At 61.6% G+C, this 11,115-nt stretch carries 11 protein-coding genes and 2 pseudogenes; 4 read left to right on the forward strand and 9 right to left on the reverse strand.

The window, feature by feature from the left end; translation table 11 throughout:
- Together HLUSI_RS31580 and HLUSI_RS0112295 are read left to right on the forward strand one after the other, a co-directional pair.
- On the forward strand, positions 1 to 423 hold a 423-nt coding region (locus HLUSI_RS31580), incomplete at its 5' end, for a histone H1-like repetitive region-containing protein (protein WP_040503435.1).
- 229 nt (positions 424 to 652) lie between these two features.
- Complete coding sequence (locus tag HLUSI_RS0112295; protein ID WP_029363446.1) at positions 653 to 1,195, forward strand: YggT family protein; 543 nt, start codon at positions 653 to 655, stop codon at positions 1,193 to 1,195.
- Between the two features lie 109 nt (positions 1,196 to 1,304).
- On the opposite strand, the gene HLUSI_RS0112300 is transcribed toward HLUSI_RS0112295, so the two are convergent.
- The 9 genes and pseudogenes from HLUSI_RS0112300 to HLUSI_RS28370 form a co-directional block, all read right to left on the reverse strand.
- Positions 1,305 to 1,853: a peroxiredoxin gene (locus tag HLUSI_RS0112300; protein ID WP_016834260.1), complete on the reverse strand. Its 549-nt coding sequence runs from the start codon at positions 1,851 to 1,853 to the stop codon at positions 1,305 to 1,307.
- 47 nt (positions 1,854 to 1,900) lie between these two features.
- A complete protein-coding gene (locus HLUSI_RS0112305; protein WP_016834261.1) occupies positions 1,901 to 2,836 on the reverse strand; it encodes a carbohydrate kinase family protein in 936 nt (311 codons plus the stop codon).
- A gap of 114 nt (positions 2,837 to 2,950) precedes the next feature.
- Positions 2,951 to 4,246: a DUF3426 domain-containing protein gene (locus HLUSI_RS0112310; protein ID WP_016834262.1), complete on the reverse strand. Its 1,296-nt coding sequence runs from the start codon at positions 4,244 to 4,246 to the stop codon at positions 2,951 to 2,953.
- An 88-nt stretch (positions 4,247 to 4,334) separates the two neighbouring features.
- Positions 4,335 to 5,249 (reverse strand): 50S ribosomal protein L11 methyltransferase, encoded by a 915-nt coding sequence (gene prmA, locus HLUSI_RS0112315; RefSeq protein WP_016834263.1) that lies wholly within the window; start codon positions 5,247 to 5,249, stop codon positions 4,335 to 4,337.
- A gap of 27 nt (positions 5,250 to 5,276) precedes the next feature.
- Positions 5,277 to 6,656 (reverse strand): acetyl-CoA carboxylase biotin carboxylase subunit, encoded by a 1,380-nt coding sequence (gene accC / locus HLUSI_RS0112320; RefSeq protein WP_016834264.1) that lies wholly within the window; start codon positions 6,654 to 6,656, stop codon positions 5,277 to 5,279.
- A 134-nt stretch (positions 6,657 to 6,790) separates the two neighbouring features.
- Positions 6,791 to 7,212: pseudogene (gene accB, locus HLUSI_RS28365) on the reverse strand (acetyl-CoA carboxylase biotin carboxyl carrier protein).
- Positions 7,213 to 7,319: 107 nt separating this feature from the next.
- Positions 7,320 to 7,757 (reverse strand): type II 3-dehydroquinate dehydratase, encoded by a 438-nt coding sequence (gene aroQ, locus HLUSI_RS0112330; RefSeq protein ID WP_016834267.1) that lies wholly within the window; start codon positions 7,755 to 7,757, stop codon positions 7,320 to 7,322.
- Between the two features lie 76 nt (positions 7,758 to 7,833).
- The gene (locus HLUSI_RS0112335) at positions 7,834 to 8,367 is read right to left on the reverse strand and encodes a TlpA family protein disulfide reductase (protein WP_016834268.1); all 534 of its coding nucleotides are present in this window, start codon (positions 8,365 to 8,367) and stop codon (positions 7,834 to 7,836) included.
- Positions 8,364 to 8,947 (reverse strand): annotated as a pseudogene (locus tag HLUSI_RS28370) (hypothetical protein). The gene HLUSI_RS0112335 and the pseudogene HLUSI_RS28370 overlap by 4 nt, the downstream one beginning before the upstream one ends.
- Before the next feature lie 88 nt (positions 8,948 to 9,035).
- Here HLUSI_RS28370 and mpl point away from each other — a divergent pair.
- Both mpl and HLUSI_RS0112350 read left to right on the forward strand, forming a co-directional pair.
- Positions 9,036 to 10,427 carry a UDP-N-acetylmuramate:L-alanyl-gamma-D-glutamyl-meso-diaminopimelate ligase gene (gene mpl, locus HLUSI_RS0112345; protein ID WP_016834270.1) on the forward strand — a complete coding sequence of 464 codons (1,392 nt, stop codon included), beginning with the start codon at positions 9,036 to 9,038 and terminating at the stop codon, positions 10,425 to 10,427.
- Positions 10,424 to 11,038 (forward strand): YqiA/YcfP family alpha/beta fold hydrolase, encoded by a 615-nt coding sequence (locus HLUSI_RS0112350; RefSeq protein ID WP_016834271.1) that lies wholly within the window; start codon positions 10,424 to 10,426, stop codon positions 11,036 to 11,038. The genes mpl and HLUSI_RS0112350 overlap by 4 nt, the downstream gene beginning before the upstream one ends.
- The last annotated feature ends 77 nt before the right edge of the window (positions 11,039 to 11,115 follow it).

Consider the following 11,115-nt stretch of genomic DNA (forward strand, 5'->3'; position numbering starts at 1 on the left):
AAGAAAGCAGCAGCTCCTAAAAAAGCAGTTGCAGCCAAGAAGCCAGTAGCGAAGAAGGCCGTCGCCGCTAAAAAGCCAGTCGCCAAGAAAGCAGTCGCAGCGAAGAAGCCGGTAGCAGCGAAGAAGCCAGTGGCGAAGAAGGCAGCAGCTCCTAAGAAGGCAGTTGCAGCGAAGAAGCCAGTCGCGAAGAAGGCAGTCGCCAAGCCAGCGGCCAAGAAGCCAGCCGCCAAGCCTGCTGCAAAGCCGGCCGTCAAGGCAGCAGCCAAGCCAGCAGCGAAGAAGCCAGTCGCCAAGAAGGCAGCCGCCAAGCCTGCGGCTAAAAAGCCGGCAGCTAAGCCAGCCGCTGCAGCAGCTCCTGCTGTGAAGACTGTGCTGAACCCGGCAGCAGCTTGGCCGTTCCCAACAGGCACAACACGTCCTTAATCGGACCTGGCCTGGCGCCTGAGTAATCAGGTGCAAAAATACCGCTGTGTGACTCGTTCATGCAGCGGTTTTTTTTGCCTGCACGGTGAGGGCCGACCGGGCATCTTGGTCTTTTTTAATTATTCGCCGTCCCCACATAGGGAAAACGGCTGCATGGTTTAGTATGTGCACCAGAGGGCCTCCGCGGGGCGGAGATCGATAAGCAAACAGCTTCTTATGGAGAGTGACCGTGTTGCATAGCATTTTCATGTTGATCGTTGACGCCATCGCCAGCGTGCTCGCCGGGGTGCTGTTGCTGCGTTTCTGGATGCAGGTGGTGCAGGTGCGCCCGCCGGCTTCGGTGGGGCAGTTCGTGTTCCAGCTGTCGGACTGGCTGGTGAAGCCTCTGCGCAGGATTTTTCCCGGCGTGGGCGGTTATGACTGGGCCAGCCTGGTCGGCGCGTTCCTGGTGATATTGCTGTCGATCATTGCGGCGCTGGGATTCGCCTCGGGGTTTGATTTCCAGCCGATCATTCTGTTCTCGCTGGTGCGGTTCTTCCAATGGATTTTCTACGGTTTCATGGCCACGCTGATCATCGAAGCGATCTTCAGCTGGGTCAATCCGTATGCACCGCTCGCGCCGTTCGTGCGCGCGCTGAATGAGCCTTTGCTGCGTCCGCTGCGCAAGGTCCTTCCGCTGATCGGCAACGTCGACCTGTCGCCGCTGGCAGCGTTGATCCTGCTGCAAATTGCGGTGCGCCTGGTCAGCACTTTGATCCTGTCGATCGGATAAAGCAAAGAGTGGCCTGGGGCCCCGATGCATCAGACGCATCAGACGCAACAAAGCCGGCATGGGAAACCATCGCCGGCTTTGTTGTTTCTGCCTTCTTGCTTTGTCTGTTTTACCTCTTTTTGGCTGCCCATTGCTGTAGCGCCTGCAGCGTATTTTCGACGTGCTTGTCCGGGTTCATGCTGCTGTATTCGTACAGGATGGCATGGTCCGGAGTAATAACGTAGGACGTACGGCTGGCGTAATCCGACTTGATCATCATCACGGCATCATAGGCCTTCATGATCTTCTGGTCGGTGTCGGCAGCCACCGCAAACTTGCTGCGGCATGCGCTCACGGAAAATTTATTGAGCGTTTCGATCTTGTCGTTGGACACGCCGATCACGGTGGCGCCGAGCGCCTTGTAGCGGTCGATGGCGTCGGCGAACAAGTGGGCTTCGATGGTGCAGCCGGTGGTGAAGGCGGCGGGATAGAAGTACAGCACCACCGGCCCTTTCGTGAGCGCATCGGCCAGCGAGAACGTCGATACCTGGCCGCCGAGCGAGGACTGCGCCGTGAAGTCCGGCGCCTTGTCACCCGCTTTCAGCGCGGCCATGGCGCCGGGTGTCGCCAGCAGGGATGCCGCACATGAGATGAGGAGCGTGGAAACGAGGCGTTTCATGATCAATCCTTTCAATGAGCGGCGCCCTGCGGCTGCGCCAGGTGCGATCAGGCGAAGCGGTAACCGAAGGCCTTGTGGAACCGGTCGTCGATTTCGGCCAGCGTGGGGGCGTGATTCTGCGGTCCTTGCGAAGCGATCTTGATCGAACCCATCAGGCTGGACAGGCGGCCGATGGTGGCCCAGTCCATGCCCTTTTCCAGGCCGAACAGCATGCCTGCGCGGAAGGCGTCGCCGCAACCGGTCGGATCGGCGATGGTCTCGGCCGGCACGCAAGGGATGTCGATCTTCTGACCATCGGCGTAGATCTCTGCACCCAGTTCGCCGCGCGTGACGATCAGCGCCGAGACTTGCCGGGCGATCTGCTCCAGGTTCAGGCCGGTGCGTGTGGTCAGTAACTCGGCTTCGTAATCGTTGACTGCGACATAGGTGGCGAGCTCGATGAAATGTTTCAGGTCGTCGCCGCTGAACATCGGCAGGCCCTGGCCCGGATCGAAAATCAGCGGAATATTTTGCTGGGCGCTGTGCTCGGCGTGCTGCAACATGCCGTCGCGACCGTCCGGCGCCACGATGGAAAACTTGACCGCACCGGCGTCGGCGACTTTGTTCTCATGCGAGAAGGTCATGGCGCCGGGGTGAAAAGCGGTGATCTGGTTGCTGCCCGCGTCGGTGGTGATGAAGCATTGCGCGGTGAACGAGTTGTCGATCACACGGATGCTGTCGGTAGAGATGCCGAGATCCTTGAAGCGTTGCAGGTACGGTGCGCTGTCCTGGCCGACGGTAGCCATGATGACCGGTTCGCCGCCGAGCAGCTTCAGGTTGTAGGCGATGTTGCCGGCGCAGCCGCCGAATTCGCGGCGCATGGTCGGCACCAGGAAGGACACGTTGATCTTGTGCAGCTGATCGGCCAGCAGCGCTTCGGAGAAGCGGCCGTCATATTGCATGATGTTGTCGTAGGCGAGCGAGCCGCAAATCAGTGAACTCATGGCGTAGTCTGGAAAAGTTGGGAATGCAGCATTGTAGAAGAATCCCGCCGTCTTTGCGCCTTTTGTTGCCGCGCGTGGCCTGCGGGATCCACGGGATTCGTGGGATTCGCGGGATCAGGGATAGAACAGATAGATGCGGTAGCCCGATGCAGCGGGTTGGGTCAGCTCGAAGGTCAGCTTGATCTGCTGTTCGCCTTCGCCGGCCAGGCCGCTGTCGACCAGTTTCGTCGAGCCCAGGTATTCGCGTGGCGTGAAGACGCGGCGCATGATGGCCTTTTCATCGCCATCGTTGAGCGTGAGTTCCAGATAAGGCCACGCCTGCGCGCCATAGCCGCGGTTGCGCAGCAGCGCTGACAAGGCGTAGATGTTCTGATTGGGCGGCACCAATTGCAGTTCGCTCGACTCCAGCACCAGTTGGTCGATGCTGGTCGGCAGGCCCACGGAGCAATGCAAGGGCGCGCAGGCGGCCGCCAGCAACGGTCGCGTCGATGGCAGCCACGCGGCAATGGTGTTGCGCCAGACATAAGTCGCCTGCAGCAACAGCGCGATGCCGAGGATGACGGCGCCGACGATCATGACGACGCGGACGATCCGGCCCAGGCGCTCGCGACGTTCGGCTTTCTGGACGAAGGCGGGGGCGTCTTCGTCGTCTTCAGTCTCTTCGGCTTCTTCCTCCTCCTCTTCAAGCTCTTCTTCTGCGCCGGCCTCTTCGTGAGCTTGCTGTTTCGGTGTGAGAACTGCTGCCGCTTCAGCCTGCGTTTCAGAAGCGCCGACGTCTGTCAGCACGACGGAAGAGGTCTGTGGAATCGGATACGACAAGGCCTGTGTCAGCGTGTTGATGCTGGCGTCCGGTGCGGCAAGCGGCGATGCCGCATTGTCGGCAGAAGCCGGGGCGGTCGTGGGCGAGCCCGGCAGCGGAAACGACACCGGCGGCGCTGGTTCAGGCGTGGTCTCTTGCGCGGTCGCCGGCGCAGCATCCGGCGCCTCGTTCTTCGGCACCGGCGGCGCACCCCAAGGGGCGTCGTTGGTTTCCGCTGCAATACTGGCGAAGGCGGCGGACAGATTGGCCGTGGCCATCCATGGGGGCGGTGCTGCCGGCGCGGATGGTTCTGCTGCAGGAGACGTCGGGGCAGTCGCAACTTGCACTGGCGGCACCGGCGGCGAGCCCGGCAAAGGCGGCCAGCCGAGCGGCGCATGCGGTTCTGCGGATTCAGTGGAACGGGGAGGGGCGGCAGGCGTCGACGGCGCGACTACCAGTTGCTGGGCGATTTCGGGCGCGACCAGGTGGTCGTTGCCGTTGAAGACTTCCTTGCAAGCGCCGCAGCGGACCAGGCCGCCGCGCAGTTTGAGCTGATCTTGGGCGACGCGGAATGTCGTCTGGCAGAAGGGACATTGGGTCGCCAGCGCCATCAGCGGACCTCGTCGGGAGTGATGCGGGCCGGCGCCGGAATTGATCCGGCACCGTTGTATCGGCGATGGACGAAGCCGTGCTGCATGCTTACACCGTCGGCGCGCGGCCGGCCAGGGCGACCCAGCCTTCATGCTCGGCCCATACGCTCAGTTCGAGGTAAGGTGCGTAGGCGGCGATGACGTCCTGCGCCTGGCGATCCAGCACGCCCGACAGCACCAGCGAACCGCCCGGCGCCACGCGACCGGCCAGCATCGGCGCCATCAGTTGCAACGGGCCGGCCAGGATGTTGGCGACCACGATGGCAAAGGTCTGGTTTTCGGGATAGCTGCGGACGAAGGCTTCCGGCAGGTGATACTCGATGTCGCAGGCGTTGCGCTCGCTGTTGAAGCGCGCCGATTCCAGCGCTTGCGGATCGATGTCGACGCCGATGACGTGCTGCGCGCCGAGTTTCCTGGCGACCAGCGCCAGGATGCCGGAGCCGCAGCCGTAGTCGAGCACTGTCGCAGCATCGACGGCATGCTGCTCCAGCCATTCCATGCATAGACGGGTGGTCGGATGGCTGCCGGTGCCGAAGGCCAGGCCGGGGTCAAGCTCCAGCACCAGCGCATCAGGTTCCGGCGCATCGTGCCAGCTCGGCACCACCCAGATGCGTTTGCCGATGTGGATCGGCTCGAATTGCGATTGCGTCAGGCGCACCCAGTCCTGCTCTTCCACCGAACGCAAGGCGAACGGCAGGGCGTAGTCCAGGCCAATCGCCTTGGCGGCGTCGTTGACGATGGTCGCGTGGTCGGCATCGACGTCGGCCAAAGCGACCACGCGGCTGCGTTCCCACGCCGCTTCGGTCGGCTCCATGCCGGGCTCGCCGAACAGCGGCTGCTCGGCGACGGTGCCTTCGTCGGCGTCTTCCACCGAAACCGACAGCGCGCCGGACTCCATCAAGGCGTCGGAGAGCGCCTCAGCCTGGTCGCGCGTGACTTGAATGACAATTTCGGTCCAACCCATCGGTTTCTTTGCCTTTACTTCTTCAACTTATTTCTTCACCGGCTTGTCCGCCGCCGGCGCGGTCGGGCGCTCCGACAGCTTGTGCTCGAGATAGTGGATATTGGTGCCGCCTTCGATGAAGCGGGCATCCACCATCAACTCGCGGTGCAGCGGGATGTTGGTCGAAATGCCTTCGACCACCATTTCCGACAGCGCGATCTGCATGCGGCGGATCGCCTGCTCGCGGGTCGAACCGTAGGAGATCACCTTGCCGACCATCGAGTCGTAGTTCGGCGGCACGAAGTAACCGGCGTAGGCGTGCGAATCGACGCGGATGCCAGGACCGCCCGGCACGTGCCATGCAGTCAGGCGACCCGGCGACGGCGTGAACTTGAACGGGTCTTCGGCGTTGATGCGGCACTCGATGGCGTGACCCTTGAGCTCGATGTCGCGCTGGCGGTAACGCAGCTTTTCGCCGAAAGCGATGCGGATCTGCTCCTGCACGATGTCGACGCCGGTGATCATTTCGGTGACCGGATGTTCGACCTGCACGCGGGTGTTCATTTCGATGAAGTAGAACTCTTCGTTTTCGTACAGGAATTCGAAGGTGCCGGCGCCGCGGTAGTTCATCTTGCGGCAGGCTTCGGCGCAGCGCTCACCGATCTTCTCGATGATCTTGCGCGGGATGCCCGGCGCCGGCGCTTCTTCGATGACCTTCTGGTGGCGGCGCTGCATCGAGCAATCGCGCTCGCCCAGCCAGATGGCCTGTTTGTGTTCGTCGGCGAGAATCTGGATTTCCACGTGGCGCGGATTCTCCAGGTACTTCTCCATATAGACTTCCGGATTGCCGAACGCTGCGCCGGCTTCCGTCTTGGTCATGGTGACGGCGTTGATCAGCGCTGCTTCGGTATGCACCACGCGCATGCCGCGACCGCCGCCGCCGCCTGCCGCCTTGATGATGACCGGGTAGCCGATCTTGCGTGCAGCCTGCACGATCTCTTTCGGATTGTCGGGCAAGGCGCCTTCCGAACCGGGCACGCACGGCACGCCGGCGCGGATCATCGCTTGTTTGGCCGACACCTTGTCGCCCATCATGCGGATGTTTTCGGGACGCGGGCCGATGAAGACGAAGCCGGATTTCTCGACGCGCTCGGCGAAGTCGGCGTTTTCCGACAGGAAGCCATAGCCCGGATGGATCGCCTGGGCGTCGGTCACTTCAGCGGCGCTGATGATCGCCGGCATGTTCAGGTAGCTGAGCGCGGAAGGAGCCGGGCCGATGCAGACCGATTCATCCGCCAGCTTCACGTACTTCGCTTCGCGGTCCGCTTCGGAGTGCACGACCACGGTCTTGATGCCCATTTCACGGCATGCGCGCTGGATACGGAGAGCGATTTCGCCACGGTTGGCGATAAGGATTTTTTCAAACATATGAGGGATGTGCGTCGCCAATAGTCAAGCGTTTACAAACAGATAACCAGATCCGCCCGGGATGGCCGGCGCATCCGCCTGCCATGAGCTTGCGCAGGCAGGCGCGCCGGACATGCATCCGTATTCTGGCAGGATTAGCCGATCACAAACAGAGGTTGACCGAATTCGACCGGTTGGCCGTTTTCAACCAGGATCTGCTTGATCACGCCGGCCTTGTCGGCGTCGATTTCATTGAGCAGCTTCATTGCTTCGATGATGCAGATGGTTTCGCCTTCCTTGACTTCCTTGCCGACTTCGACGAACGCCGGAGCGCCCGGAGCGGAGGAGCGATAGAAGGTGCCGACCATCGGCGACTTGACGATGTGGCCTTCCGGCGCGGCAGGGCTTGCAGGGTTTGCGGATACGCTGCCTGCGGCTGCATCATCACGACCTGGTTTTGCGGTGTGGCCGACGACTTGACGATGCGGACCTTGCTCTCGCCTTCGGTGACTTCCAGCTCTTCGATGTCAGATTCCGCGACCAGATCGATCAGGGTTTTGAGTTTCCGTAAATCCATGTGAATTCCTCAGTATTAAATAGGGATATAACTAGTTGATTGGGCCATCATCGCCTCCTGCTCCATGCAACATGGCGATGCGGATAGAAAAGAATGGGACGGGATCCTTATGGCTGCAGCAGCAGGTGATCAATCGCCAGCCGGTAACCATCGACGCCGAAGCCGCACAACACGGCCTTGGCGATGCCGGAAAGATAGGAAAAGTGACGGAATTCCTCGCGCTGGTGGATATTCGAGATATGCACTTCGACGAAAGGAATGGCCACGCCCGCCAGCGCATCGCGCAATGCCACGCTGGTATGGGTGAGTCCGCCCGGATTGATCACGATGGCGTCCACGCCTTCCTTGCGGGCGGCATGGATGCGGTCGATGAGTGCACCTTCGTGGTTGCTCTGGAAAGCGCTCAGGCGCGCACCGGCTTTGCTAGCTTGCTCAGATGCACGCTGCTCGATGTCAGCCAGGGTGGTCGATCCGTAGACTTCAGGCTCCCGCGAGCCCAGCAGATTCAGGTTGGGCCCATTGAGGAGGAGAAGGTTTATTGCCATGGAGATAAAGCTCCGTTTGACGACGATGCGCGCATTTTGCCGTCAAATGACTTCATTTGGCAAGAAAAACTTTAATTTACATGTTTTTGAGGGAGGCGAGGTCGCGGCGCAGCTCATCAAAATTCAGGCGCCCAAGATAGACCTTTTTCAGGTTGCCGTCCAGTCCCACCAGGACCGTGAAGGGAAGACCCCCGGCCTGATTGCCGAACTGCCGCAGCAGATCGGTGGCGCCGGTTCCGGCAACATAGAGAGGATAATAGATATGGAATTTTTCCGCAAACTGCGCGATGTTCTCCTGGGAATCAACGCCGATGCCGATGATTTGCACCGGTGCGACTTCCGCTTGCAGCGCCGCCAGTTCCGGCATTTCCTCGACGCAAGGTGCGCACCAGGTGGCCCAGAAGTTGATGATCAGCGGCTTGCCTTTCCATTGCGACAAGGCTTGCGGCTTGCCGGCGGCGTCGGGCATGGTCTGCGCAAACAGGTTGGCGACGGCGCGCGCTTCCGGGGTTTGCGGGGCGGGTTGGTTTTGCTTGTGGCTGGTATACACGCCGACACCGGCGGCGATGATCGCAATCAGCACAAATAGCAGGTAATTTCGCTTTTTCATGAGTCTTCTTCCACGATGAGACGTCGAACTGCGTCGATATCGGCGCGTTCGGTGCGCGCAGTGCGTTTCCCTGACGCGGTCCGCACGCCGCCGCGCAAGTCGTCGACATCATACACGGCCAGGTGCACGCCTTCCGGCGCCCGGCCTTTTTGCGGCAGCAGGAAGCTCAGCGTCTCCACCATCGCCTGGCCGCCCTTGAAATGATTGCTCTCGCTGACCTCGAAGTTGACGTTCTTGTTCAGCAGGAAAATCTCGACGTCCTTGGCGCTGGACGTAAATAATTGCAAATGAATGTCCGAATGCTCGCCGGCGGTGCCGTTGAGCACGGCGCCGGTCAGATAGGGATTGAAGCGCGCAAGTTCCTCCATCACCTGCACCGCCAGTTGCCGCAAGTGCAACAACCGCGCCGGCTGGGTGTCGCCGAAGAACAATTCGTTATACGCGCGCACTTCGTCTTCGATCTGCGTGTTATCAGGCAGGATCGCTTGGCGCTGGCGTAATCGGCGCCGTCCTCGGCGATCATGCGGGCGGCTGCCGCGGCGATTTCCGCACGCAGGAGTTCGATATCAGTTTGGTGCATGGCCGCAATAATACTCCGGGCGTGCAGTTATCGCCCGGCGAGGCCGCCGGCTCAGGTAAAATCCCGGGATTCCTTATCAAGATTCACTATGCACATTCACATCCTCGGCATTTGCGGCACTTTCATGGGCGGTCTGGCGGTTCTGGCGAAAGAAGCCGGCCACAAGGTCACCGGCTGCGACGCCAATGTCTACCCGCCGATGAGCACCCAGCTGGAGGCGCAGGGCATCGAGTTGATCCAGGGGTTTGATCCCGGGCAAGTCAAGCTGCAACCGGATCTGTTCGTCATCGGCAACGTGGTCTCGCGCGGCAACCCGCTCATGGAAGAAATCCTCAACCGCGGTCTGCCTTACGTATCCGGCCCCGAATGGATGGGCAACCACATCCTGCGCGACAAATGGGTGCTGGCGGTGGCTGGCACGCACGGCAAGACCACCACCTCGGCGATGCTGGCCTGGATCCTCGAAGACGCCGGTTACGCGCCGGGCTTCCTGATCGGCGGCGTGCCGATGAACTTCGGCATTTCGGCGCGCTTGTCCGGCATGAAAGACGGCAAGAAGCAAGATTCCATCTTCTTCGTCATCGAAGCCGACGAGTACGACACCGCCTTCTTCGACAAGCGCAGCAAGTTCGTGCACTACCACGCCAGGACTGCGATTCTGAATAACCTGGAATACGATCACGCCGACATCTTCCCCGATCTGACCGCGATCGAAACCCAGTTCCACCATCTGGTGCGCACCATACCCGGCATCGGCCGGCTGGTCGTCAACGGCCGCGAGCCGGCGCTGGAGCGCGTGATTGCGCGCGGCTGCTGGAGCGAGCATGAGAACTTCGGCGTCAATCCTGGCCAAAGCGGCTGGTCGCTGCTGACCCATGAAGATGGCCGTTTCGATGTCTTCTTCGATGGCCAGACGCAAGGCACCGTGGAGTGGCAACTGACCGGCGAGCACAACCGCATGAATGCGCTGGCGGCCATTGCCGCTGCCCGTCACGTGGGCGTGCCGGTGGCCCAGGCCATTGCGGCGCTGGGCGCGTTCCAGAGCGTCAAGCGGCGCATGGAACTGCGCGGCAGCGCCAATGGCGTGGCCGTCTACGACGATTTCGCCCACCATCCCACCGCCATCGCCACCACCGTGGCCGGCCTGCGCAAGAAGGTCGGCGCGGCGCGCATCCTGGCCGTGCTGGAGCCGCGCTCCAACACCATGAAGCTGGGCACCATGAAAGACGCCTTGCCGGCCAGCCTGACCGATGCCGATCTGGTGTTCGGCTACGGCGCCAAGGGCTCGGGCAAGGAGGCCCTGGGCTGGGACCTGGCGCAGGCGCTGTCGCCGCTGGGCGAAAAGGCCAACGCCTTCGATGATCTCGGCGCGCTGGTGCAGGCGATCAAGCAGGCTGCGCGTCCGGGCGACCATGTGCTGGTCATGAGCAACGGTGGTTTCGGCGGCGTCCATCAGAAGCTGCTGGACGCGCTGGCATGATTTTGTACCTGCACGGCTTCCGCTCGTCGCCGCATTCCTTCAAGGCGCGCCACATGGCCGAGCGCTTGCAGGCATTGGGACGGGCTGACGAGTACTACTGCCCGCAACTGCCGGCTTCGCCCGCCGAGGCGATCCGGCTGGCGTTGGACTACGCTGAACAATTTCCGCCGGAACAACTGACCGTGATCGGCTCCTCGCTGGGCGGCTTTTACGCCACCTGGCTGGCCGAACACCTGGGCTGCCGCGCCGTGCTGCTCAATCCCGCGGTCAAGCCGCCGCGCGATCTGGAATCCTACGTCGGCGTGACCACGCATTACCATTCCGACGAGCCGTTCGAATTCAAGCACGCCTATATCGACGAATTGCGCGCGTTGGCGGTGGACAAGATTACCCGGCCGGAACGTTATTTCCTGATCGCCGCCACCGGCGACGAAGTACTGGACTGGCGCGAGATGGTGGCGCATTACCCCGGTGCACGGCAGACCGTGATCCAGGGCAGCGACCACGGCATCACCGAATTCGCCGATCATGCCGACAGCGTGCTGGCGTTTTGCGGCATCTCGCCGGATCCGCTGAACGCCTTGCAAGACGGCGGCGAGGCGCTAAGCTGATGATGAAGAAGACCCACGCGCATTGGTTCGATCATGCCAATGCGCTGCAACCGGCCCCAAAAAAAAAAAAAAACCCC

The organism is Herbaspirillum lusitanum P6-12, assembly GCF_000256565.1.
GTDB classification, from domain to species: domain Bacteria; phylum Pseudomonadota; class Gammaproteobacteria; order Burkholderiales; family Burkholderiaceae_D; genus Herbaspirillum; species Herbaspirillum lusitanum.

What these genes read in the sequence shown, in the direction of transcription:
- prmA (WP_016834263.1), bottom strand. Translation starts at nt 5,249, where the DNA reads ATGGGTTGGACCGAAATTGTCATTCAAGTCACGCGCGACCAGGCTGAG.
- aroQ (WP_016834267.1), bottom strand. Translation starts at nt 7,757, where the DNA reads ATGGCAATAAACCTTCTCCTCCTCAATGGGCCCAACCTGAATCTGCTG.
- HLUSI_RS0112335 (WP_016834268.1), bottom strand. Translation starts at nt 8,367, where the DNA reads ATGAAAAAGCGAAATTACCTGCTATTTGTGCTGATTGCGATCATCGCC.
- HLUSI_RS0112300 (WP_016834260.1), bottom strand. Translation starts at nt 1,853, where the DNA reads ATGAAACGCCTCGTTTCCACGCTCCTCATCTCATGTGCGGCATCCCTG.
- HLUSI_RS0112350 (WP_016834271.1), top strand. Translation starts at nt 10,424, where the DNA reads ATGATTTTGTACCTGCACGGCTTCCGCTCGTCGCCGCATTCCTTCAAG.
- accC (WP_016834264.1), bottom strand. Translation starts at nt 6,656, where the DNA reads ATGTTTGAAAAAATCCTTATCGCCAACCGTGGCGAAATCGCTCTCCGT.
- HLUSI_RS0112305 (WP_016834261.1), bottom strand. Translation starts at nt 2,836, where the DNA reads ATGAGTTCACTGATTTGCGGCTCGCTCGCCTACGACAACATCATGCAA.
- mpl (WP_016834270.1), top strand. Translation starts at nt 9,036, where the DNA reads ATGCACATTCACATCCTCGGCATTTGCGGCACTTTCATGGGCGGTCTG.
- HLUSI_RS0112310 (WP_016834262.1), bottom strand. Translation starts at nt 4,246, where the DNA reads ATGGCGCTGGCGACCCAATGTCCCTTCTGCCAGACGACATTCCGCGTC.